General features: G+C 71.7%; 23 protein-coding genes. 13 read left to right on the top strand and 10 right to left on the bottom strand.

Features of this window, described 5'->3' with window-relative positions; translation table 11 throughout:
* Positions 1–151 precede the first annotated feature (151 nt).
* The gene (locus tag ACFV0T_RS11715; RefSeq protein WP_385777091.1) at positions 152–1357 is read left to right on the top strand and encodes a hypothetical protein; all 1206 of its coding nucleotides are present in this window, start codon (positions 152–154) and stop codon (positions 1355–1357) included.
* A 247-nt stretch (positions 1358–1604) separates the two neighbouring features.
* Here the strand turns inward: ACFV0T_RS11715 and ACFV0T_RS11710 are convergent, their stop codons facing one another.
* Positions 1605–3287 (bottom strand): hypothetical protein, encoded by a 1683-nt coding sequence (locus tag ACFV0T_RS11710; RefSeq protein WP_385777089.1) that lies wholly within the window; start codon positions 3285–3287, stop codon positions 1605–1607.
* A 242-nt stretch (positions 3288–3529) separates the two neighbouring features.
* The gene (locus tag ACFV0T_RS11705) at positions 3530–4225 is read right to left on the bottom strand and encodes a PH domain-containing protein (protein WP_385777087.1); all 696 of its coding nucleotides are present in this window, start codon (positions 4223–4225) and stop codon (positions 3530–3532) included.
* Between the two features lie 343 nt (positions 4226–4568).
* Between ACFV0T_RS11705 and deoC the strand changes: the two genes are divergently transcribed.
* Genes deoC through ACFV0T_RS11690 form a run of 3 tightly spaced genes read left to right on the top strand, consistent with a single transcriptional unit; the run spans position 4569 to position 7862 of the window.
* Positions 4569–5522: a deoxyribose-phosphate aldolase gene (deoC, locus tag ACFV0T_RS11700; protein ID WP_385777384.1), complete on the top strand. Its 954-nt coding sequence runs from the start codon at positions 4569–4571 to the stop codon at positions 5520–5522.
* A 5-nt stretch (positions 5523–5527) separates the two neighbouring features.
* Complete coding sequence (locus ACFV0T_RS11695; RefSeq protein WP_385777085.1) at positions 5528–6964, top strand: aldehyde dehydrogenase family protein; 1437 nt, start codon at positions 5528–5530, stop codon at positions 6962–6964.
* The gene (locus ACFV0T_RS11690) at positions 6957–7862 is read left to right on the top strand and encodes an aldehyde dehydrogenase family protein (protein ID WP_385777083.1); all 906 of its coding nucleotides are present in this window, start codon (positions 6957–6959) and stop codon (positions 7860–7862) included. Before ACFV0T_RS11695 ends, ACFV0T_RS11690 begins: the two co-directional genes overlap by 8 nt.
* A 142-nt stretch (positions 7863–8004) precedes the next feature.
* On the opposite strand, the gene ACFV0T_RS11685 is transcribed toward ACFV0T_RS11690, so the two are convergent.
* Entirely contained in the window at positions 8005–8409 is a 405-nt protein-coding gene (locus tag ACFV0T_RS11685) for a hypothetical protein (protein WP_385777081.1), read from the bottom strand.
* A gap of 63 nt (positions 8410–8472) precedes the next feature.
* On the opposite strand from ACFV0T_RS11685, the gene ACFV0T_RS11680 reads away from it, so the two are divergent.
* Positions 8473–9174: a uridine kinase gene (locus tag ACFV0T_RS11680; RefSeq protein WP_385777079.1), complete on the top strand. Its 702-nt coding sequence runs from the start codon at positions 8473–8475 to the stop codon at positions 9172–9174.
* Between the two features lie 269 nt (positions 9175–9443).
* Here the strand turns inward: ACFV0T_RS11680 and ACFV0T_RS11675 are convergent, their stop codons facing one another.
* The gene (locus ACFV0T_RS11675) at positions 9444–10205 is read right to left on the bottom strand and encodes a SigE family RNA polymerase sigma factor (protein WP_385777077.1); all 762 of its coding nucleotides are present in this window, start codon (positions 10203–10205) and stop codon (positions 9444–9446) included.
* A gap of 272 nt (positions 10206–10477) precedes the next feature.
* On the opposite strand from ACFV0T_RS11675, the gene afsQ1 reads away from it, so the two are divergent.
* The 5 genes from afsQ1 (at position 10478) to ACFV0T_RS11650 (ending at position 14419) form a co-directional block, all read left to right on the top strand.
* On the top strand, positions 10478–11155 hold the full coding sequence (gene afsQ1 / locus ACFV0T_RS11670; RefSeq protein WP_338017866.1) for a two-component system response regulator AfsQ1: 678 nt from the start codon (positions 10478–10480) through the stop codon (positions 11153–11155).
* The gene (locus ACFV0T_RS11665) at positions 11155–12819 is read left to right on the top strand and encodes an ATP-binding protein (protein WP_385777075.1); all 1665 of its coding nucleotides are present in this window, start codon (positions 11155–11157) and stop codon (positions 12817–12819) included. Before afsQ1 ends, ACFV0T_RS11665 begins: the two co-directional genes overlap by 1 nt.
* 29 nt (positions 12820–12848) lie before the next feature.
* Positions 12849–13487 carry a hypothetical protein gene (locus tag ACFV0T_RS11660; protein ID WP_385777382.1) on the top strand — a complete coding sequence of 213 codons (639 nt, stop codon included), beginning with the start codon at positions 12849–12851 and terminating at the stop codon, positions 13485–13487.
* Between the two features lie 82 nt (positions 13488–13569).
* On the top strand, positions 13570–14121 hold the full coding sequence (locus ACFV0T_RS11655) for a VanZ family protein (protein WP_385777073.1): 552 nt from the start codon (positions 13570–13572) through the stop codon (positions 14119–14121).
* A gap of 94 nt (positions 14122–14215) precedes the next feature.
* Positions 14216–14419: a PspC domain-containing protein gene (locus ACFV0T_RS11650; RefSeq protein ID WP_385777071.1), complete on the top strand. Its 204-nt coding sequence runs from the start codon at positions 14216–14218 to the stop codon at positions 14417–14419.
* Positions 14420–14523: 104 nt separating this feature from the next.
* Here ACFV0T_RS11650 and ACFV0T_RS11645 read toward each other — a convergent pair whose 3' ends face one another.
* The 3 genes from ACFV0T_RS11645 to ACFV0T_RS11635 are packed head-to-tail and all read right to left on the bottom strand — an operon-like array spanning position 14524 to position 17025.
* Positions 14524–15312: an ABC transporter permease gene (locus ACFV0T_RS11645; RefSeq protein WP_385777069.1), complete on the bottom strand. Its 789-nt coding sequence runs from the start codon at positions 15310–15312 to the stop codon at positions 14524–14526.
* Positions 15309–16325, bottom strand: coding sequence for an ATP-binding cassette domain-containing protein (locus ACFV0T_RS11640; RefSeq protein ID WP_385777067.1), 1017 nt, complete (start codon positions 16323–16325; stop codon positions 15309–15311). The genes ACFV0T_RS11645 and ACFV0T_RS11640 overlap by 4 nt, the downstream gene beginning before the upstream one ends.
* Before the next feature lie 25 nt (positions 16326–16350).
* Positions 16351–17025, bottom strand: coding sequence for a DUF4097 family beta strand repeat-containing protein (locus ACFV0T_RS11635; RefSeq protein WP_385777065.1), 675 nt, complete (start codon positions 17023–17025; stop codon positions 16351–16353).
* A 242-nt stretch (positions 17026–17267) separates the two neighbouring features.
* Between ACFV0T_RS11635 and ACFV0T_RS11630 the strand changes: the two genes are divergently transcribed.
* Positions 17268–18002 (top strand): helix-turn-helix domain-containing protein, encoded by a 735-nt coding sequence (locus ACFV0T_RS11630; protein ID WP_385777063.1) that lies wholly within the window; start codon positions 17268–17270, stop codon positions 18000–18002.
* A gap of 78 nt (positions 18003–18080) precedes the next feature.
* Here the strand turns inward: ACFV0T_RS11630 and ACFV0T_RS11625 are convergent, their stop codons facing one another.
* Together ACFV0T_RS11625 and ACFV0T_RS11620 are read right to left on the bottom strand one after the other, a co-directional pair.
* A complete protein-coding gene (locus ACFV0T_RS11625; RefSeq protein ID WP_385777061.1) occupies positions 18081–18434 on the bottom strand; it encodes an ATP-binding protein in 354 nt (117 codons plus the stop codon).
* A gap of 142 nt (positions 18435–18576) precedes the next feature.
* Positions 18577–19740 (bottom strand): adenosine deaminase, encoded by a 1164-nt coding sequence (locus ACFV0T_RS11620; RefSeq protein WP_385777059.1) that lies wholly within the window; start codon positions 19738–19740, stop codon positions 18577–18579.
* 113 nt (positions 19741–19853) lie between these two features.
* On the opposite strand from ACFV0T_RS11620, the gene ACFV0T_RS11615 reads away from it, so the two are divergent.
* Positions 19854–20615 carry an alpha/beta hydrolase gene (locus ACFV0T_RS11615; RefSeq protein WP_385777057.1) on the top strand — a complete coding sequence of 254 codons (762 nt, stop codon included), beginning with the start codon at positions 19854–19856 and terminating at the stop codon, positions 20613–20615.
* Positions 20616–20639: 24 nt separating this feature from the next.
* Here ACFV0T_RS11615 and ACFV0T_RS11610 read toward each other — a convergent pair whose 3' ends face one another.
* Positions 20640–21602 carry a LysR substrate-binding domain-containing protein gene (locus ACFV0T_RS11610; RefSeq protein WP_385777055.1) on the bottom strand — a complete coding sequence of 321 codons (963 nt, stop codon included), beginning with the start codon at positions 21600–21602 and terminating at the stop codon, positions 20640–20642.
* Positions 21603–21664: 62 nt separating this feature from the next.
* Between ACFV0T_RS11610 and ACFV0T_RS11605 the strand changes: the two genes are divergently transcribed.
* Positions 21665–22933, top strand: coding sequence for an MFS transporter (locus ACFV0T_RS11605; RefSeq protein ID WP_385777053.1), 1269 nt, complete (start codon positions 21665–21667; stop codon positions 22931–22933).
* Positions 22934–23104 lie beyond the last annotated feature (171 nt).

The raw sequence follows: 23104 nt of genomic DNA, 5'->3' as shown, positions 1-23104 counted from the left end.
CGCAGGCGTCGATGGGGTGCCCCGGGCCGGGGCACCCCATCGGGTGATTTCCGCTGACTTCCGTGCGACAGCCGACGCACGCTCCACGCCCGGCCGCGCTCCCCGGGAAACGGTGATCCGGTACCGCCCGCCGAGTACTGGAGCCGCCGCCGTGTCCTCGACCGCCCCCGACACCGCCCCCCGCGGTCACATCCCGGGCACCCGACGACCTCACGCCCCCACCGCCGCCCCGCCCCGCGCTCTCGTCCCGCGCGCCCTGCGCGCCCTGCGCCGCGCGGCCCCGGCCCTGGTGGCCCATCTCGCCGTGCACGCCGCCGGCCTGCTGCTGCTCGCCTCCTGGGCGCATCGCAAGCACCACGGCGTCTGGCCGATCCTGGCGGCCCAGTGGGACGCCAACTGGTACCTCGGCATCGCCGACCACGGCTACACCCCCGACCTGGGCACCGCGTACAACACCAACAACATGGCCTTCTTCCCGCTCTACCCCCTGCTGGTGAAGGTGGTCGCGGTGGTCACCCCGGGCACCCGGGCGAGCACCGGCCTGGGTCTCGCCGTCGCCGTGTCGTTCTTCGCCGCCTGGGGCGTCTTCGCCGTCGGCGACCGCCTGCACGGCCGTCGGGCCGGCGTCCTGCTGACCGTCCTGTGGGCGGCGCTGCCGGTCGGTCTCGTGCAGTGGATGGGCTACACCGAGTCCCTGTTCACGGCATTCGCGGCCTGGGCCCTGTACGCCGTGCTGACCGGCCGCTGGCTGTGGGCGGGGGCGTGTGCCGCGCTCGCCGGCCTGACCCGCCCGACCGGTGTCGCGGTGGCCGCGGCCGTCACCGTCACGGCCCTGCTGTCCCTGCGCGGCCGCTTCTCGTCCCGCGCCCTGGCCGGTGCCCTGCTCGCGCCGCTGGGCTGGTGCGCGTACGTCGGCTGGGTGGGCCTGCGCCTGGGCCGCTGGGACGGCTACTTCGCCGTGCAGCGGCTGTGGCACAACGAGTGGGACGGCGGTGCGGACACCCTGCGCAGGATGCGGGAGCTGCTGGTGTACGACCACACGCCGGAGCTGTTCCTGGTGCTGGTGACCGTGACGCTGATCGGGTCGGCGGTGCTGTTCGCGCTGTCGGTGTGGGACCGCCAGCCCCTGCCCCTGCTGGTCTTCACGGGTGTCCTGCTGCTGATCGTGCTGGGCAGCGGCGGCGTCTACTTCCCGCGCGCCCGCTTCCTCGTCCCGGGCTTCCCGCTGCTGCTCCCGCTCGCCCTGCACCTCTCCCGGGCCTCCCGCCGCTTCCGCGCCCTCGCCCTGTCGACGGCGGTGCTGGGTTCGGCGTACTGCGGTGGGTACATGGTGCTGGTGTGGCCGGGAGCGCCCTGATTCACGCGGAGTCGGGCTGTCGCACGCTCCCCGGCCGCCTCCTTCCGCCCCCTCCGCCCCACCCTGTGAAGACAGCACGGATGCCCTCCTCCCCCTTGGAGGCATCCGCCCCCCGAGGTGTCCCCCGCCCCCCGGCTCCGGCCGGCGTGACGTTCGCCCGGGCGGGCACGGGCTCCGGCCCCGGCGAACGTCACGCCGACCGACCGCGACCCCGGCGAACGTCACGCCGACCGACCGCGACCCCGGCTCACCCGATCGGGAACCACTCCTGGCCGAGCAGCACGGCCGTCAGCCAGAGCAGGGCGAACAGCACGGCGAGCGGCCACAGAGGGCGCCCCCGCCCACGTTCCTCGCTGTCGCCGCTGGGACGCAGGGCGGGGTCGGTGCGCATGGCGGTGACCTCGGCGGCCAGGGCGTCGTACGGGTGAGTCACGCCGAGCCTGCGCTGGAACCAGGCCCAGTGGGGCGCGGAGACGGTCCATGACTCGCCACCGCGCCAGCGCAGCTTGAGCTCGAAGGACTCCCGGCGGACCGAGCGCACGTCGTCCCAGGGGATGTGAGTGGTTCTGCGCAGGCCGTTCAGCCAGAGCCCGGTGCGGTCGGCGGTGATGCGCCAGCACAGCTTCACGGCGACGCGGGCCGCGCCGAACAGGCCCAAGAGGACGATGAGGATCTGCTGCCACAGGGCGGCTCCCTCGTCGGTGAACCCCGCCCACCACACCCAGACGCCCCACTGCACCGTCAGGAGACCGGCCAGCCAGTCCACCGCGCCCGCCCGCCAGCGCCGTACCGGCACCGTCTTCGTCAGGCGCGCGGCCGCCACCAGGCCGAGGTGCTGTTCGTCGTCCGCCGCGGTCCGGGCCGCCGCCCGCTTCTCCCACCTGAGCCGGCGCCGCACGCCGCCCTCCGACAGCGGGCGTACGGGCCCGGTCGACCGTTCCGCCACCGGCACGCCGCCCGGTTCCGGCGCGGCGCTGACGAGCACGAGCTCGGCTCCCTCGTACGGCGTCCCGTACAGGACGGCCTGACGCAGCGGCCTCGGCCGGTCGTCGTCGAGCCGGGCGAGCATGTCGTCCAGCTCCGCCTCACGGTCCGCCTTGTCCTCGTCCTCGTCGTCGACCTCGTCCGTGTCGGGGTCCAGCGGGACCGTGGCGACGGTGAACAGCGGTCGCAGGCCCATCACATCGTCCGCCGCGAAGACCTCCGCGTCGGCGCTCTCGTTCTCGCGCATCAGGACACGCAGGACGGGGACGGGCGCGGCGCGCAGCGCGGCGGCCCGCCGCCGGCCCAGTACTCCGGAGAGCAGTCCGGTGACACCCAGCCCGGCCACGAAGAAGCCGGTGACGGCCGCCGCCCCATGATCCTCCGACGAGTTCCACAGGCCGGCGGTCGCGATCAGCGCGGTGCCCGCCAGGATCAGGGCGATCCCGAGTCCGGAGAGGATCCGGCCGCGCCACAGGGGCCCGTCCACGGCCGGCAGGGGGGCGGTCACGCCTTCGGCGGCCGCCAGCGCCGCCTCCCGCTGCCGCTGCCGCGCCCGCAGCCGCGATTCTGCGACCGCCGCGCAGGCACCCGCCAGCAGGAGCACGCCGGCGAGCACGGCGGACCCCGGAGCGGGACGCGCGACGACGGCCACCACGGCCAGCGCCGGCGCCGACACCCGCACGATCTCCGGTCTCAGCGGCAGCCAGACGAGGTGGAGCGCGGCCGACGCCGCGAGGTAGGGCGGCAGACCGGCTCCGGTCAGGCCGAAGGCGGCCAGCCCGCCCGTGGACAGCGCCAGCTGCACGACCGGCAGCCCGGGCCATCGCAAAGGGGTCCAACCCGGCGGCAGTGTCCGCGTCCAGCGACGGGTCTGTTCCGTGTTCCAGGGAAGGCAGCCGTCGGGTATCGCGGTGGCGGGCAACGGCCGCCGGACGTCGGTGTTCATCGGTTCCCAGAGGCTCGGACCACGAGGGTCGGTGTTCGGCACGGTCCTCGGCCTCGTCTCCGGGTGGGGGAACGGCCGCCGCGGCCGGGGCAGAGGCATCATGGCCGACCTGTTGATCGACCGACCGGGCGGCCCCGCCTCAGCCGGGGCTCATTCCCGGATCACCTCGATCACCGCCGATCACTGCCGATCACTGCCGATCACTGCCGATCGTTCCCGGATCGGTCCCGGAACACCCGTGCTCACCTGACCGCGAGCAGCACCGCCAGCAGGACCGCTCCGGCCACGATCGGTCCCATGATCTCGTACGCCCAGCGCACGGTCACCGCTCCCTGCGAGGTCGCGGCCTTCTCCCGGGCGTTCAGCAGCTCGCGCAGCTCATCCATGATCTTGTCGGTCTCGGCGCGCGCCGGGCCCACGTCGGCCGCCGGTCCGCCGCCCGTGGCGTCCATGCCGCCCAGACCGCCCGCCACACTGCCGCCGAACAGCCCGCCCCGGCGCCCGCCGGACTCGGCCCGCGCCTGCTGTCGCATCGCCCGCTTCCGCGCCCTCAGCGAGACGGGGACCGACCACAGCTGGTACTTGGCCCCGGACTTCGTGATCACCTCGTTGGAGTAGCCGGACCGCAGCGAGGCGACCTCACCCCAGGGCACCACGACGGCCCGGAAGGGGTTGCGGACGCGCATCCGGTCGTCGTTGGCGAAGACGGCGGGCCGCAGCGTGAAGGCGACCACCAGCGGAACGAAGAAGATCATCCCGGCGAGGGCCAGCCACGGGGTGCTGCCGTGCCCGGTGACGAGCGCGTCGATGCCGAGCCAGCCGATGAGCGCGAGCAGCAGGAACCCGCCGGCCAGACCCGAGGCCGACCGGTAGATGCGGTCCTTGGACTCGGGGCCCGAGGGCTGCGGCGCTGGTGACTGGTGCTCCGGGGTCGTCATGGTCCCGATTCTGCCCGACGCCCACGAGGACGCTCATCCCCGGTGCCCACGGAGCACTCCACCGGCCCCTGCCACGCGGCTTCCACCGAGCCCGGCCACGCGCCCTCCCTCCCCCCGCCCCGCGACCTTCACCCGGCCCCTGGCCCCGCGCCCTTCACCCGCCCCTGGCCCCGCGCCCTCCGCAGGGTCCCGGCGGCGCGGGGCGATCCACGGCGCCCCCGGCCGCGTCGATCCACCGCTCCCCGGTGCAGCACCGACGCAGCACCGACGCCGTACGCTTCCCCCGGAGAAGCTCCCGGGGGTGTACAGCCGCTACGCGCGTAGATATGCTCGTCTGGTGACCATGCCCACCTCTGCACCCGCTGCCCTCGCTGACGTCACCGCGTCCGACAGCACGCTGCGCCGCTTCCTCCACGGGCTGCCCGGCGTCGACGCGGTCGGCCTGGAGGCGCGCGCCGCCTCGCTCGGCACCCGATCCATCAAGACCACCGCGAAGGCGTACGCCATCGACCTCGCCATCTCGATGGTCGACCTGACGACGCTGGAAGGCGCGGACACCCCGGGCAAGGTCCGGGCGCTCGGCGCCAAAGCGGTCCACCCCGACCCGACCGATGCCACGACCCCCGCGACCGCGGCCGTCTGCGTCTACCCCGACATGGTGGCCACCGCCAAGGAGGCCGTCGCCGGCTCGGGCGTGAAGGTCGCGTCGGTCGCCACCGCCTTCCCCGCGGGCCGCGCCGCCCTCGACGTGAAGCTGGCCGACGTGCGTGACGCCGTCGCCGCGGGCGCCGACGAGATCGACATGGTCATCGACCGCGGGGCGTTCCTCGCGGGCCGGTATCTCAAGGTGTACGACGAGATCACCGCCGTGAAGGAGGCCTGCGGGACGAGCTCCCGCCTGAAGGTCATCTTCGAGACCGGCGAGCTGTCGACGTACGACAACATCCGCCGGGCCAGCTGGCTCGGCATGCTGGCCGGGGCCGACTTCATCAAGACCTCGACCGGCAAGGTCGCCGTGAACGCGACCCCGCCGAACACGCTGCTGATGCTGGAGGCGGTGCGCGACTTCCGCGCCCAGACCGGCGTCCAGGTCGGCGTGAAGCCGGCCGGCGGCATCCGCACCACCAAGGACGCGATCAAGTTCCTGGTCCTGGTCAACGAAACCGTCGGCGAGGACTGGCTGGACAACCACTGGTTCCGCTTCGGCGCCTCCTCGCTCCTGAACGACCTGCTGATGCAGCGTCAGAAGCTGGCCACCGGCCGCTACTCCGGCCCCGACTACGTGACGGTGGACTGATCACCATGGCATCCGCATTCGAGTACGCACCGGCGCCCGAGTCCCGCTCGGTCGTCGACATCGCGCCGTCGTACGGCCTCTTCATCGACGGCGAGTTCACCGAGGCAGCCGACGGCAAGGTCTTCAAGACGGTCAGCCCCTCCACCGAGGAGGTCCTCTCCGAGGTCGCCCAGGCGGGCGAGGCGGACGTCGACCGCGCGGTGAAGGCCGCCCGCAAGGCCTTCGAGAAGTGGTCGGCGCTGCCGGGCGCCGAGCGCGCCAAGTACCTGTTCCGGATCGCGCGCATCATCCAGGAGCGCAGCCGCGAGCTGGCCGTCCTGGAGACGCTGGACAACGGAAAGCCCATCAAGGAGACCCGCGACGCCGACCTCCCGCTGGTCGCCGCGCACTTCTTCTACTACGCGGGCTGGGCCGACAAGCTGGAGCACGCCGGCTTCGGCGCGAACCCGCGCCCCCTGGGCGTCGCGGGCCAGGTCATCCCGTGGAACTTCCCCCTGCTGATGCTGGCGTGGAAGATCGCCCCGGCGCTGGCGACCGGCAACACGGTCGTGCTCAAGCCCGCGGAGACCACTCCCCTGTCGGCGCTGTTCTTCGCGGACGTCTGCCGCCAGGCCGGCCTGCCCAAGGGCGTCGTCAACATCCTTCCGGGGTACGGCGACGCGGGCGCCGCGCTCGTCGCGCACCCGGACGTGAACAAGGTCGCCTTCACCGGCTCGACCGCGGTCGGCAAGGAGATCGCCCGGACGGTCGCCGGCAGCCGCAAGAAGCTCACCCTCGAGCTGGGCGGCAAGGGCGCCAACATCGTCTTCGACGACGCCCCGATCGACCAGGCCGTCGAGGGCATCGTGAACGGCATCTTCTTCAACCAGGGCCAGGTCTGCTGCGCGGGCTCCCGGCTCCTGGTGCAGGAGTCGGTCCAGGACGAGGTGCTGGACTCGCTCAAGCGCCGTCTGTCGACCCTCCGTCTGGGCGACCCGCTGGACAAGAACACGGACATCGGCGCGATCAACTCCGCCGAGCAGCTCGCGCGCATCACCTCGCTCGTCGAGCAGGGCGAGGCGCAGGGTGCGCAGCGCTGGTCCCCGGCCTGCGAACTCCCCTCCTCCGGCTACTGGTTCGCCCCGACGCTCTTCACGAACGTCACCCAGGCGCACACCATCGCCCGGGACGAGATCTTCGGCCCGGTGCTGTCGGTCCTCACCTTCCGCACGCCCGACGAGGCCGTCGCCAAGGCGAACAACACGCCGTACGGCCTCTCCGCCGGCATCTGGACGGAGAAGGGGTCCCGGATCCTGGCCGTCGCGAACAAGCTGCGCGCGGGTGTCGTCTGGTCCAACACGTTCAACAAGTTCGACCCGACCTCGCCCTTCGGCGGCTACAAGGAGTCGGGCTTCGGTCGCGAGGGCGGCCGCCACGGCCTGGAGGCGTACCTCGATGTCTGAGAAGACGGAAAAGACCGACCTGCGACTGTCGGTCTTCAAGACCTACAAGCTGTACGTGGGCGGGAAGTTCCCGCGTTCCGAGAGCGGCCGGGTGTACGAGGTGACCGACTCAAAGGGCAAGTGGCTGGCGAACGCGCCCCTTTCCTCCCGCAAGGACGCCCGTGACGCCGTCGTCGCCGCCCGCAAGGCGTTCGGCGCCTGGTCGGGCGCGACGGCGTACAACCGCGGCCAGATCCTCTACCGCGTCGCGGAGATGCTGGAGGGCCGCCGCGAGCAGTTCGCGCGCGAGGTCGCCGACGCCGAGGGCCTGTCGAAGGCGAAGGCGGCCGCGGTCGTCGACGCGGCGATCGACCGCTGGGTCTGGTACGCGGGCTGGACCGACAAGATCGCCCAGGTGGTCGGCGGCGGCAACCCGGTGGCGGGCCCGTTCTTCAACCTCTCCTCCCCCGAGCCGACGGGCGTGGTGACGGTGCTCGCCCCGCAGGAGTCGTCCTTCCTGGGCCTGGTCTCGGTGGTCGCCCCGGTCATCGCGACCGGCAACACGGTGGTCGTGATCACGTCCGAGAAGTCCCCGCTCCCTGCGCTGTCCCTGGGCGAGGTGCTGGCCACCTCCGACCTCCCCGGCGGTGTCGTCAACGTCCTCTCGGGCCGTACGGCGGAGATCGCGCCGACCCTGGCGGCGCACCAGGACGTCAACGCGATCGACCTCGCCGGCGCCGACGAGGCGCTGGCGAAGGAGCTGGAGATCGCGGCGGCGGACAACCTCAAGCGGGTGCTCCGTCCACAGCCTGTGGATTACTCGGCGACCCCCGGCACCGACCGCATGACGGCCTTCCTGGAGACCAAGACGGTCTGGCACCCGACGGGTTCGCTGGGCGCGTCCGGATCCTCGTACTGACCTGATCCGACGCGGCCTGACCTGACCCTGGCCTGAGCCGACCGCGGTCCGGCCTGGACCGACCGCGGTCCGGCCGCCGCGAAAGCCGGAGAGCCGCGCCTCCCCTCCGTCCGGGGGAAGCGCGGCTCTCCGTCTGCCGTGGTCAGCCGCCCAGCAGCCCCGCGGCCTGCCCCAGCACCGGAATGCTGCCGACGGACTGCGCCTGCGCCACCGGCCCGGTCAGGGCCTGCGAGGTCAGCGGCTGGAAGTCGGCGAGCTGGGTGCCGACGCCGTTGTCGAGGGGGTCGACACCGGTGCCCGCCAGGGGGTTGGGCTTGAGGTTCTGGACCGGGCCGGTGACGTAACGGACCGAGCCGAAAAGGTTGTCGAGGCCCGCCTGCGGGTCGAGCCGTCCGGCCGACGTGGGGTTCGCGCGCATCACATCGACCGCCGGGTCGGCGGCCGCGGCGGCCGTCCCCGCGCCCGCGCCGAGGGCCACCCCCGTGGTCGCGAGGGCGACCAGGGCGCGCCGGCCGGTCGGGATGTGGGGGAAGTCGTGTCGGGCCATCGCTGGTGCCACCTTCTCGATGCGCAAGGTAATCATGACGACACGAAGGGTAGTTGAGGTGTGATGCGCGCTTCAAAGCCGACCCGCGGGGTCGGCAGCAGGGTGCACCATGGCGCAAACTGGTGTTCCGTGAGCATCCATCCCCCGTCCCCCGCCCGTGTCGTGCTGCTGTGCGGCCCCTCGGGCTCGGGCAAGTCCCTTGTCGCCGCCCGCTCCGGGCTGCCCGTGCTGCGCCTCGACGACTTCTACAAGGAGGGCGAGGACCCGACGCTGCCCCTGGTGGCGGGGAGTTCCGACATCGACTGGGACCACCCCGGGTCGTGGGACGCGGACATCGCGGTCGACGCCATCACCCGGCTGTGCGCCACCGGCTCGACGGGCGTACCGGTGTACGACATCTCGTTGAGCGCCCGCACCGGCGAGGAGATCCTGTGCATCGACCGGGCCCCGCTGTTCATCGCGGAGGGCATCTTCGCGGCCGAGATCGTGCGGCGCTGCCGGGACCTGGGTGTTCTGGCGGACGCCCTGTGCCTGACCCGGGGACCGCTCACCACGTTCCGCCGCCGTTTCCTGCGTGACCTCAAGGAGGGCCGCAAGTCGGTGCCGTTCCTGCTGCGCCGCGGCTGGCGTCTGATGCGCGCGGAACGCTCGATCGTCGCCCGCCAGACCTCGCTGGGCGCGCACGCCTGCGACCGGGACGAGGCCCTGGGCAGGCTGGCCGCGGCGGCGGTGGGCCGCTCCGTACGGACGAGCTCGGTGGCCTGAGCCGCTCGGGCGAGGCGGGCAAAGCGGAAGCGGGACTGGACGGACCCCCCGGCCCTCCAGTCCCGCTCCCTTTCTCGCTCTCCCGCGTCCCCCGTGACCCGCGCGGCAGAGCTCCCCCGTTCCCCGCTGATCCCCCCGGTACCGTTCCGCACCCCCCGGTGCGGCCCCCCGGTACCCGGTCCTGCTCCCGCATCCCCCGGTGCGAGTCCCCCGTCACTGCCTCCCGCACCCCCCGGTGCGGGACCCCCGTTGCTTCTCCCCCGTGACCCTCAGGCGACCAGCTCCCCGAAGGCGTCCTCCTCGTCACGGCCGAAGCTGAGGACCTCGTCCTCACGCAGCCGGCGGAGCGACCGCCAGATGCTCGACTTCACCGTGCCGACACTGATGTCGAGGATGTCCGCGATCTCCGGGTCGGTCCGGCCCTCGTAGTAACGCAGGACCAGCATCGTCCGCTGGAGTTCGGGCAGCCGGGCCAGCGCCTGCCACAGGACCGTGCGCAGTTCGGTGCCGCGCATCGCGTCCGTGTCGCCGGGCGTCTCCGGCAGTTCCTCGGTCGGGTACTCGTTCAGCTTGCGGCGGCGCCACGCGCTGATGTGCAGGTTGGTCATCGTCCGGCGCAGGTATCCGCCGACCGCGGCCTTGTCACTGATCCGGTCCCATGCCCGGTAGGTCGAGAACAGCGCGCTCTGCAACAGGTCCTCGGCCTCGAAGCGGTCACCGGTGAGGTGGTACGCGGTGGCGTACAGGGAGGCGCGGCGCTCCTGGACGTAGGCGGTGAACTCCGCCTCCGACAGCGAACGACGCTCCCCCGTGTCCTCCCCGCACGCGGATCCCCCGACCGCGCCCACAGCGGCTGCCGCCGTGGATTCCCCCGTGTTGGCGTCAACCACCGACATGTACGCGGTGTGCTGACGCCCGGTGCCGCGAGCGCACCCCCGCCCGCCCACGGCACCGGACTTCTCGGAACCCCGGGTGACGTCGTGCAGACGCGTGATCACTGCGCTGGTGCTGGTGCTGTACAGCGTGTTCATCTCGCGCCCCCCGTCGTGGACTTCCGGTGTTCGGCTTGTTGCGACGTGCTTCCTTGCCTGTGCCGAAAAGCTTGCCGGGGCCACTTCATGGCCATGTCCGCCGACTGTCACAGACCTGTCACAGGGGTCGTCCGTACGCGCGGCACGGCGCCGTCACACAGGAGCGCGATACGGCTACTCAGACGTACGAGCGACATCGATCATTTGCGGGAGATGTGTGGGAGCGCTCCAAGTGTCGAAACCCCGACCCGCCATGGGCCAGAATGACCCCTGTGCCTTCCCTGTTGCTGATCGAGGACGACGACGCCATCCGTACGGCCCTGGAGCTCTCTCTGACGCGCCAGGGACACCGCGTGGCGACCGCTGCCAGCGGTGAGGACGGTCTGAAGCTGCTGCGCGAGCAGCGGCCGGACCTGATCGTGCTGGACGTGATGCTGCCCGGCATCGACGGGTTCGAGGTGTGCCGGCGCATCCGGCGCACGGACCAGTTGCCGATCATCCTGCTGACCGCGCGCAGTGATGACATCGATGTGGTGGTCGGACTGGAGTCCGGAGCCGACGACTACGTCGTCAAGCCGGTCCAGGGGCGGGTGCTCGACGCCCGGATCCGGGCCGTGCTGCGGCGCGGTGAGCGCGAGGCGAACGACGCGGCGACCTACGGCTCCCTCGTCATCGACCGCGCGGCGATGACCGTGACGAAGAACGGCGAGGACCTCCAACTGACGCCCACCGAGCTGCGGCTGCTGCTCGAACTGAGCCGGCGGCCGGGCCAGGCGCTGTCCCGGCAGCAACTGCTGCGGCTGGTGTGGGAGCACGACTACCTCGGCGACTCGCGGCTCGTGGACGCCTGTGTGCAGCGGCTGCGCGCGAAGGTCGAGGACGTGCCGTCGTCCCCGACGCTGATCCGTACCGTGCGCGGTGTCGGATACCGCCTGGACGCGCCCCAGTAATGACAAGTGCGCAAGGGGGGATCCGCGGCTGGGCCGCGGCTCGCAAGGGAGTCTGGTCGCGGCTGCGCTTCACCAGTCTGCGGCTGCGGCTCGTCGTCGTCTTCGGGCTGGTGGCGCTGACCGCCGCCGTGTCCGCGTCCGGGATCGCCTACTGGCTCAACCGCGAGGCGGTGCTGACCCGCACCCAGGACGCGGTGCTGCGCGACTTCCAGCAGGAGATGCAGAACCGGGCGGGCTCGCTGCCGGAGTACCCGTCGCAGGACGAACTCCAGCACACCGCCGGTCAGATGGCCAACAGCAGTCAACGCTTCAGCGTGCTGCTCGTCGGCGAGGACGCGGCCGGCAAGGCCGTCTACGGCAACTCCGGGGGCCTGAGCGGCTTCTCGCTCCAGGACGTGCCCGTGTCGCTGCGGACCGCGGTGAACCGGCAGCAGGACGTCACGGCCGGCAACAAGTCGCCGTACCACCTGTACTGGCAGCGGGTCGTCGACGACGGCACGCCGTACCTCGTGGCCGGAACCAAGGTGATCGGCGGCGGTCCCACCGGGTACATGCTGAAGTCGCTGGAGCCGGAGGCCAAGGACCTCAACTCGCTGGCCTGGTCGCTGGGCATCGCCACCGGGCTCGCGCTGATCGGCGCCGCGCTGCTCGCACAGGCCGCCGCCACGACCGTACTGAAGCCGGTGCACCGGCTCGGGGTCGCCGCGCGCCGGCTCGGCGAGGGCCGGCTGGACACCCGGCTGCGGGTGTCGGGGACGGACGAACTCGCCGATCTCTCCAGGACGTTCAACCTGGCGGCCGCGGCCCTGGAGAAGCGGGTCGCCGACATGGCCGCGCGGGACGACGCCTCACGGCGGTTCGTGGCGGACATGAGCCATGAGCTGCGTACGCCGCTGACCGCCATCACCGCCGTGACGGAGGTGCTGGAGGAGGAGCTGGAGGCGGAGACCGGGAGCATGGACCCGATGATCGAGCCGGCGGTGCGGCTCGTCGTCAGCGAGACCCGGCGGCTCAACGACCTCGTCGAGAACCTGATGGAGGTCACCCGCTTCGACGCGGGCACCGCCCGGCTCGTCGTCGACTACGTCGACATCGCCGACCAGATCACCGCCTGCATCGACGCCCGGGCCTGGCTGGACGCGGTGGACCTGGACGCCGAACGTGGCATCCACGCCCGGATCGACCCGCGCCGCCTGGACGTGATCCTGGCCAACCTCATCGGCAACGCGCTCAAGCACGGCGGCTCGCCGGTGCGGGTGTCGGTACGGGCGACCACCGGGAACGAGAACGGCGTCGGGAGCGGGAGCGGGACCGACGGCGAGGACGTCGGCGACGACGGCGGCGAGGACGCCGGGGTGAGCGGCGGGGAACTCGTCATCAGCGTGCGGGACCACGGCCCCGGCATCCCGGAGGACGTCCTGCCGCACGTCTTCGACCGGTTCTTCAAGGCCAGCGCCTCCCGGCCGCGCTCCGAGGGCAGCGGGCTCGGACTGTCCATCGCCCTGGAGAACGCGCACATCCACGGCGGCGAGATCACCGCCGCCAACTCCCCCGAGGGCGGCGCGGTGTTCACACTGCGGCTGCCGCGGGACACGGCCGAGCCGGTGCCGGAGGCCGAGGAGGCCGAGGAGGCCGGCGCGGGCTCGAAGGGGGACGCGTCATGACCGTACGCACGACCACTCCGACCGTACGCATGGCCGCCCGTGCCGGACGCGCGACCGCCCGTCCCGTACGCCGGCTGCTGGCGCTGTCCGGGCTCGCGGTGCTGCTCGCCGGATGCGGGATCCGGTCCACCGAGGTGCCGACCGACTTCGGTCCCGCGCCCTCCCGGGTGCGCTGCGCGCTGTCCGAGTCGGACGTCTCGACGCAGGCGTCGGCCGGCGTCCCGGTACAGGTGTTCCTGCTCTGCGGCTCGTCGCTGGTGGCCGTCGACCGGTCCGTGCGCGTCCCGGACGGTACGGCGGACTCGCAGCGCCGGGTGCTGGTGGCGCAGGGGCTGCTGGACCAGCTCGCCGAGACGCCGTCGTCCGCCGAGAAGGCGGCCGGATACACCACGGACGTACGCGGCGGGATGTCCGTGAGCGGTCCGACGCCCAGGGACCCGGACGACACGCTGCGGCTGAGCACCCCGCCCGGGGACCTCACCTCGTACGCCCTCGCCCAGGTCGTCTGTACGTTCTCCGACTCGGCGGCGGCCGAGGGCGACGGCTCGGTGATCCTCGGTGGCCCGGTCACCGGCGGCGAGCCGCTGCGCCGCTACGAGTGCACGGACGAGGTCCGTTCCCGGCCCGGGACCAAGGAGCCGCCGTCGTCCGAGGTCACGCGCGGCTGAGCCACGGGTGTGGCGGATGCCTCATCGGGGTATCGGGCGTTGCCCCGGAACCGTTCGTGCCTGGGGGCGCGTCTAGGGGGGCGTGCAGCGTCAAGGCTCGGTCGGCGGCAACGCCGCGTTCCGCATCCGTGTGGCAGGGGGTGTCCTCCTTGTCGCACATCTCGCGTTCGTCGCCTGGTTCACGCTGCGGCCCCTGGAAGTGCCCTGGGTGATGCCCGCCAACCTGCGTCCGTTCGCCGGCATCCGCGCCGACCTGGCACTGGGCTGGCCGGACGCGGCCCGGCGGCTCGGCACGGGGATCGCGCTGCTCGCCCCGCTGGGCGTCCTGCTGCCGCTGACGCACGGCCGCCTCGCCGCCTCCCCCCTGACGTCCCTGCTGCGTACGGTCGCCGCCGGAGCCCTGCTGTCGCTGGGCATCGAGCTGCTGCAGACCGGCGTACCCGGACAGGTCGTGGACATCGACTCGCTGATCCTGAACACCGTGGGAGTGGCACTCGCGCATGCCGCGGTGGTGCCCGCGGCGCGCTCCTGGCTCCGTCGCAGGAAGGAGCGCCGGCACCGGGCGACCGTCCGACGGCAGGAGACGGCTCAGGGTCGGACCCCGACGATTCCCAGGGTCGGCATCGCACCGTAGAGCGACGCCCGGTCCGGCTCGTCTCCGTAGCGTTGATGTCAGATGAGGCAGCCACCCGAGGAGGCCTCGGACCGACGCTCACGAAGGAGCCGACATGACCGCCCTTGCCCGCCCCACCCACGGCCGCATGCTCGGCGGAGTGTGCGCAGCGCTGGCACGGCGCTTCGGCACTTCCGCCACCACGATGCGCGTGATCTTCCTGGTCTCGTGCCTGCTGCCCGGCCCGCAGTTCCTGCTCTACCTCGCCCTGTGGCTGCTGCTGCCGTCCGAGGAGAAGGCGGCGCGGACCGCCTGGTAGCCCGCCGAGAACGCGGACGGGGCGGCGTACTCCGACACGGTGTCGGGGTACGCCGCCCTCGTGTGGGACGACTTCGCGGGTGGCGTTCCGCGCGCTCATGTCACCTATTTGGGGTCGCGGTTGAACTGCGCCTGGGACCAGCGGTGGCCGAGGAGGGTGAGGGCGAGGCACCAGGCGAGGGCGATCCAGCCGTTGTTGCCGATCTCGGTGCCGAGGAGGAGTCCGCGCAGGGTTTCGATGGCGGGGGTGAAGGGCTGGTATTCGGCGATGGGCTGGAACCAGCCCGGCATCGTGTCCAGGGGGACGAAGGCGCTGGAGATGAGCGGGAGCAGGATCAGCGGCATCGCGCTGTTGCTGGCGGCTTCGGCGTTGGGGCTGCCCATGCCCATGCCGACGGCGATCCAGGTGAAGGCCAGGGCGAAGAAGGCGAGCAGTGCGAGGGCGGCGAGCCATTCCAGGACGGTGGCGTCGGTGGAGCGGAAGCCCATGGCGACGCCGACGGCGCCGACGAGGACGACGCTGAGGATCGACTGGAGCACGCTGCCGACGACGTGTCCGAACAGGACGGAGCCGCGGTGGATGGCCATGGTGCGGAAGCGGGCGATGATGCCCTCGTTCATGTCGGTGGCGACGGAGACGGCGGTGCCGACGACGGTGGAGCCGATGGTCATGAGCAGGATGCCGGGGACGATGTAGGCGATGTAGGCGGAGCGGTCGGCGCCGCCGATGCCGGTGCTCATGGTGTCGCCGAAGATGTAGACGAACAGCAGCAGCAGCATGATCGGCGTGAGCAGCAGGTTCAGGGTGAGCGAGGGGTAGCGGCGGGCGTGCAGGAGGTTGCGGCGCAGCATCGTGGACGAGTCGCGCACGGCGAGGGAGAGGGAACTGCTCATCGGACGGTCTCCTTCGACGGAGTCGACTGGCTCGACTGGCTGGTCTGGCTGGTCGGGCTGGTCTGGTTCGGCTGGTTGGTCTGGGCGGGGACGTTGGTGTCGGTGAGGGCGAAGAAGACGTCGTCGAGGTCGGGGGTGTGGACGGTGAGTTCGTCGGCTTCGATGCCTGCGCTCTCCAGCCGGTTGAGGAGGGTGCGCAGTTGATGCTGGCTGCCGTCGCTGAGGATCTGCAGGGTGAGGGCCTCGTCGTCGCGGGCGGCGTCGTGCAGGGTGTCGGCGGCGTGCTGGTGGGCGGCCGGGTCGGTGAAGCGCAGGCGGACGTGGCCGCCGGGGATGAGCCGCTTCAACTCCTCCGCGCTGCCCTGGGCGACGATCTTTCCGTCGTTCAGTACCGCGATGCGGTCGGCGAGTTCGTCGGCTTCCTCGAGGTACTGGGTGGTGAGGAAGACGGTGACACCGTCGGACACCAGCTCGCGGATGATCTGCCACATGTTGTGCCGGGAGCGGGGGTCGAGGCCGGTGGTGGGTTCGTCGAGGAAGATGACGCGCGGGCTGCCGACCAGGGTCATCGCGATGTCCAGGCGGCGTCTCATGCCGCCGGAGTAGGTGGAGGCGGGCTTCTTCGCCGCCTCGGCCAGGTCGAAACGCTCCAGGAGTTCACCCGCGATGCGGCGGCCCTCGCTCTTGGGCAGGTGGTGCAGGTCGGCCATGAGGAGCATGTTCTCCTCGCCGGTGATCAGGCCGTCGACGGCGGAGAACTGGCCGGTGACACCGATCGCGGCGCGTACCGCCTGCGGGTCGGCGGCCAGGTCGCGGCCCGCGATGTGGGCCTGGCCGCCGTCGGCGGTGATGAGCGTGGAGAGGATCTTCACGGCGGTGGTCTTGCCGGCGCCGTTGGGGCCCAGCAGCGCGAACACCGAACCGGCCGGGACGGCCAGGTCGATGCCGGCCAGGACGCTCTTGTCGCCGTAGGACTTGCGCAGCCCGTTCGCCGCGATCGCCAGGTCGCTCATGAGGAGTACTCCTTCGGGAATGGGTTTAGAGGCTGCGGGCGGTGATGTCGCCGTGGGCGGTGCTGGCGTGGATGCTCAGACCGGCGCCGGCGCCGTCGGTGTTCTTCAGCGCGTTGTGGATACGGCCGTAGGTGGTGCCGGCGTCCAGCGAGGCGGACACACCCTGCGCGGCGCCCACCGACACGTCACCGGACTGGGTGCTCAGGGTGAGCGTGCCGCGCACCGCCTCGGCGATGCTGATGTCGCCCTTCTGGGTGCTGATCTCGGCGGGGCCGCCGAGGCGGCCGACGGTGACGTCACCGGCCATCAGGCTCAGCCGGGCACCGGCCGTCTCGTCGAGCTTGACCGAGCCCTGCGCGCCCTCGAAGACGACCTCGCCGAGCCGTCCCACGCCCCGGAAGTCGGCGCTGGCCGCCTTCGCCTGGACACCGGAACCGGCCGGCAGCTGCACCGTCACCTCGACCGACCCCGAGTTGGCGCCCAGCAGCCGGCTGGTCGCCGCTGCCGCCTCGATCCGCAGCACACCGTCGCCGTGAACGACCGTGATCTGCTCGGCCGCCTTCACGTCACGGCTCTTGGACGCGTCCGCGGGCAGCACCTCGACCGTGGTGTCGGCCCGGTCGGCGGCGATGAACCGGATACTCCCGGCCGGGACGTCCAGGACGACGGAGACCGGGGCGGGGGTGTCGAACTTCTGCATCGTTCTCTCCTTCTGCTGCACCGCGGGCCCCTGCGGCCCGCCGTTTCCGTTGATGGAAAAGCTACGTTGCATTCAGAGGAGTGGCAACAGATTCGTTGCATAGAAATATCGTAAGTGCAGCTCAGAGCTAGGAATTTGTTGCAATGGGGCTGAACGTAATGCAACAACCGCCACGCGCTCGTTGCAATGAATTGAGAGTGAACGCTATACTGGAGGCACCAAGGAGCACGGAGGAGGCCGCGATGCCCGGAGGCAGGCTCACTCAGCAGGAACGTCAGCAGATCGCGCTGGGACTGGCCGACGGCCTCGCCTACGCGGAGATCGCCAGACGCCTCGACCGTCCGACCTCGACGATCACGCGTGAGGTGATGCGCAACGGCGGTCCCACCGCCTACCGCGCGGACCTCGCCCACCGCGCCACGGAACACCGCACCCACCGGCGCAGGCAGTCCGCGCCCCGGGGGCCCGAAGCGCTTCCGCAGGCCCACGGACGCGACGCGGAGGTGGTGCGCGAGTACGAGGAGACGTTCACCACCGTCCTCATGCAGTCGGGCCTGTCCAAGATGATGGCGCGGGTGCTGGTCTGCCTCTACACCACCGACGCGGGCAGCATCACCGCGGCCGAACTCGTGCAGCGCCTCCAGGTCAGCCCTGCGTCCATCTCCAAGGCGATCGCCTTCCTCGAGGAGCAGGGCCTCGTCCGCCGGGAACGCGACGAACGCCGCCGTGAGCGCTACTTCGTCGACGACGACGTCTGGTACCAGTCGATGATGGCGAGTGCCCGTTCCACGGCGCAGCTCGTCGAGACCACGCGGCAGGGCGTCGGCGTGCTCGGCCCCGGCACACCCGCCGGCGCCCGCCTCGAGAACATCGCCCGCTTCCTCGACTTCGTCAGCGAGAGCATCGCCCGCGCCGCGGAGCAGGCCCGCGAGATCCTCTACACGAAACCCGAACCGGCCGAGGACAACACCGCCTGAGCCACGCGGTCGTCGTCCACACACCGAAGGGGCGCGCCCGCCGATCGCGGGTGCGCCCCTTCGGTGTGTGCGTTGCGCTCAGCCCAGCGGGATCCCGTTCACCGGCAGGCCGTGCGTGGGCAGCCCCTGCAACGGCAGACCGCCGAGCAGTCCGGCGACCGGGGCGGCCGGGCCGTCGGCGAGCATCTTCGCGGCGGCCGGCTTGGCCGCGGACACGCCCGCTTCGAGCGCCGGCTTCGCCTGGGTCAGCGCCTCACCGGCACCCGGCAGCGCCTGGGCAACGCTCTCCGCCGGCAGCGTCTTCGTGACGGTGTCCAGGGCCTGGGAGGCGTCCGGGACGGCCGGCGCGGCGCTCGCGGCGCCCGCGCCGACAGCGGCGAAGGCGGCACCGAGGGCGGCGACGCCGAGGGTCTTGGCAGCAGACTGCTTCATGGTGAGTGCGTCCTCGAAAATGGGATGACGGGGATATGAGCGGTCCACGACCGTAAACACGCCGGGCCACCCGCCGCAAACATGGAAATGCGGACGAGTTGTGAATACTCGTCCGCTTTCCGCACTCCCCAAGCGCCCCCGATCAGCCCTCGGAGACCACAGAACCGCTGGTGGAGGCGGTTTGCTGGAACAGCCATTCGGACTTCAGTTCTGCATATCCAGGCTTGATGACGTCATTGATCATGGCCAGTCGTTCATCGAAAGGAATGAACGCTGATTTCATCGCATTGACGGAGAACCACTGCATGTCGTCGAGCGTATAACCGAACGCTTCGACAAGGTGCTCGAATTCCCGGCTCATACTGGTGTGGGACATCAGCCGGTTGTCCGTGTTGACCGTGGCGCGGAAGTGCAGCCTGCGCAGCAGCCCGATCGGGTGCTCGGCGTACGAGGCGGCCGCTCCGGTCTGGAGGTTGGAGCTGGGGCACAGCTCCAGCGGGATGCGCTTGTCGCGCACGTAGGAGGCGAGCCGCCCGAGCGTGACGCTCCCGTCGTCCTTGACCTCGATGTCGTCGATGATGCGCACGCCGTGGCCCAGCCGGTCGGCGCCGCACCACTGGAGGGCCTGCCAGATGGACGGCAGTCCGAAGGCCTCGCCGGCGTGGATGGTGAAGTGGTTGTTCTCCCGCTTGAGGTACTCGAACGCGTCGAGGTGCCGGGTGGGCGGGTAACCGGCCTCGGCGCCCGCGATGTCGAACCCGACGACGCCCAGGTCGCGGTAACGGTTGGCGAGTTCGGCGATCTCCAGGGAGCGGGCCGCATGCCGCATGGCGGTGAGCAGGGCGCCGACCCGGACGCGGTGGCCGTTGCCCCGGGCGATCCGCTCGCCCTCCCGGAAGCCCTCGTTGACGGCCTCGACGACCTCTTCGAGGGTCAGCCCGCCTTCGAGGTGCTGCTCGGGGGCGTAGCGCACCTCGGCGTAGACGACGCCGTCCTCGGCGAGGTCCTCGGCGCACTCGGCGGCGACCCTGACGAGCGCGTCGCGGGTCTGCATGACGCCGACGGTGTGGGAGAAGGTCTCCAGGTACCGCTCCAGGGAACCGGAGTCGGCGGCCTCCCGGAACCAGATGCCGAGCTTCTCGGGGTCGGTCTCGGGGAGTTGGGAGTAGCCCGCGGCGCGGGCGAGGTCGACGACGGTCCCAGGACGCAGACCGCCGTCGAGGTGGTCGTGCAGCAGAACCTTGGGCGCCCGGCGGATCTGGTCCGAGCTCGGGGTGGTGCCGATCCGGTCAGTCTGGCTCGTCATTTCCGCACTTTAACTCCTACGCGCGTAGAGTTCCCGTTGTACACCACCGCCGATACGTAACGGTGACCCCACCGACGGGTCGCGTACACCACCGCTTCTGACACTGTTCTGTCATGGCACAGCAATCGACACCGGTTCGCACGGCCCGGTTGGGGCGGACGCCCGGTCCTGAGCCGACGTCGGTGAGCGGAGTGGTGCTACTGCTCCCCGGCGGCGAGGAGACCTCCTCCCGCAGGCCCTCACCCATGCTCGCGGCAGCCTCTGTACGGGCGTTGGGACGCCGACTCGCGCGCGCGGGACGGGACGAGGGCCTGGCCACCCACGTCGTCCACTACCGGTGGCGCGGCTGGAACGGCAGCGAGGCGCATCTGGCGCGGGACGCGTCCTGGGCCGTCGACGAGGCGCTACGACGCTACGGCGATGTCTCCGTCTGCCTCCTCGGCGTCGACATGGGGGGCCGCGCCGCGCTGCACGCGGGCGGCCACGAGGCCGTCAACTCCGTGCTCGCGATCGCACCATGGCTGCCCGAGGAGGACACGGCCGCGACACCCGAACCGGTGAAGCAGCTCGTCGGACGCCGGGTGCTGATCGTGCACGGCACCAACGACGAACGCACCGACCCCGAGCTGTCCTTCCGGCTGGCGGCACGGGCGAAGAAGGCCAACCGGGACGTGTGCCGGTTCGAAGTGCACACGGACGGCCACGCCTTGCACCAGTACCGGGACGAAGTGAACGCGCTGGCCGAGGACTTCGTGATGGGCGCGCTGTTCGGGCGGACGTTCTCGCGGCCGGTGGAGGACGCGCTGGCGGCTCCGCCGCCGCTGGGGCTGCGGATGCCGCTGGCGGTGGGGTTCGGCAAGTCGCTGCGCCGGTGAGGGGAAGCCCGGGCCGCTTCCCCCTCAGGCCGGCAGGAGGTTGCCGCGTTTCGACAGGAGGAACCTCTTGAAGGCCGCCACCGGGGGCGTGTCCGGGTGTCCGTCCAGCCAGGCCACACCGATCTCACGAACCGCTCTCGGCGCGGTGACCGTCAGCTCGACCACCCCCGGACGGGCGACGGCGGGCGGAGGCAGCAGGGCCACTCCCAGGCCGGCCGCGACCAGACCCCGGAGCGTCTCCGCCTCCTCGCCCTCGAAGGCGACCCGGGGCCGGAACCCGGCCTCCTGACAGAGGTCGTCGGTGATCCGGCGCAGCCCGTAGCCGGATTCCAGGGTCACGAAGACCTCGTCGGCGGCCTCGGCGAGACGGATGCGGCGGCGGGCGGCCAGCCGGTGGTCGGCGGGGACGACCAGGCGCAGCTTCTGTTCGTCCAGGCGGCGCGCGACGAGGTCCGGGGCGTCCGGGACGGGTGAGGTCAGACAGAGGTCCAGTTCGCCCGCCCGGAGCCCTTCGAGCATCGCCTCGCCGTAGTTCTGGACGAGGCTGAAGCGGACGCGGGGATGATCCGCCCGGAAGGCGTGCAGCAGTCCTGGTACGGTCTCGGCGCCCATGGTGTGCAGGAACCCGAAGGCGACCTTGCCGGTGGCGGGGTCGGCGTCGGCGCGGACCTCGTCGGCGGCCCGCTCGACCTCGGCGAGGGCACGCTCGACGGAGGCCAGGAAGGTACGGCCGGCCGGGGTGAGCGACACCGTGCGGCCGCGGCGCGCGAAGAGGTCCACCCCCAGATCCTGTTCGAGGCGGACCATGGCCCGGGACAGGGTGGACTGCGGGACCTGCATCTCCTGGGCCGCGCGCGTGACGTGCTCGGTACGGGCCACACCGGCGAAATAGGCCAGCCGCGGGGCGAGCAGCGTGACGATGTCGTCCATGTCTTTTGTGTCACCGGTCGGTGACAGCCGATCCTGTGACCTGTACTGATGCGCCATGGGAACGATTATGACGATTCCATGCATTGGACGGATGAAACCCGGCTGCCTAGCGTCGAGGTATGTCTCCCGCCAGTACCGGGGCGTCCACCGTCGTGGACGCCGTTCCGTCCCTCCCCGCCTCCGACTCCCGCCTGACCCCCGGCGGCCCCGGCTACCGCCGGATGAGCTTCGCGCTGTTCCTCGCGGGCGTCGCCACCTTCGCGCTCCTCTACTCCACCCAGGCCCTGCTGCCCTTGATCTCCGGCGAGTTCTCCGTGACGGCGAGCCAGGCGAGCTGGACGGTGGCGGCGGCGACCGGCGGACTCGCGCTGTTCGTGCTGCCGATGAGCGCGCTCTCGGAGCGGTTCGGCCGCCGTACGGTGATGACCTGGTCGCTGGCGGTCGCGGTGACGATCGGGATGCTGGTCCCCTTCGCCCCGTCGCTGGGGTGGCTGGTGGTGCTGCGCGGACTTCAGGGTGCGGCGCTGGCCGGGCTGCCGGCGTCGGCGACGGCGTATCTGGCGGAGGAGGTCCGCCCCAGGGCCCTGATCACCGCGATCGGCCTGTTCGTGGCGGGCAACAGCGTCGGCGGGATGAGCGGCCGGGTGATCACCGGGTGGGTCGCGCAGGAGTGGGGCTGGCGGGTGGCCGTCGGCGCGATCGGGGTGCTCGCGGTCGGATGCGCGGTGGCCTTCAGGCTGCTGCTCCCCGCCCCGCGGCACTTCCAGGCGGGCTCGCTGCGGCCCCGGGTCCTCCTGCGCACGGTCCGCGACCACCTCGCCGACCCGCTGCTGCGCCGTCTGTACGCGATCGGCGCGCTGTTCATGACGGTGTTCGGCGGGGTGTACACGGTCATCGGCTACCGCCTCACGGAGGCCCCCTTCTCGCTCCCTCAGGGCCTCGTCGGCTCGATCTTCCTGGTCTACCTGGTCGGCACGGTGTCGGCGTCCACGGCCGGCCGGCTGGTCGGCCGCCTGGGCCGGCGCGGCGCCCTGTACCTGGCCGGCGGCACGACGGCGACGGGCCTGCTGCTCTCCCTGGCCGACTCCCTCCCGCTGGTGCTGCTCGGCCTGATCCTGATCACCGCGGGCTTCTTCGCCGGCCACGCGGTGGCGTCCTCCGCGGTCAGCAAGACGGCCACCACCGGCCGCGCCCAGGCCTCGGCGCTCTACCAGTCCGCGTACTACATCGGCTCCAGCGCCGGCAGCACGGTCGGCGCGATCGCCTTCCACTCCGGCGGCTGGGCGGGAACCGTGGGCGTCGGCGTGCTGGCGGTGCTCGGCGTCGTGACGATCACGGTGTTCGGGTCCCGGGCGGCACGGGTCGAGAGGCGCGTGGCGGCAGTCTGAGCGAGCACTTCGGCCGGGCGGGCCGGAGCGACCTCGGCCGGGCCGGCGGCTGAAGTCGGGTCCGTACGCGCCGAAGCGGGGGTTCGGGGCGGCGGCCCGCCCCCGAAGCCACCGCCCGTCCCGAAAGCCGGCCGGACCGCACGTCCCTCACTCCCCATCGCCCGTACCGCT

The organism is Streptomyces sp. NPDC059582, assembly GCF_042735715.1.
In the GTDB taxonomy this organism is placed as follows: domain Bacteria; phylum Actinomycetota; class Actinomycetes; order Streptomycetales; family Streptomycetaceae; genus Streptomyces.
This window is presented reverse-complemented; position numbering and strand designations above follow the sequence as displayed.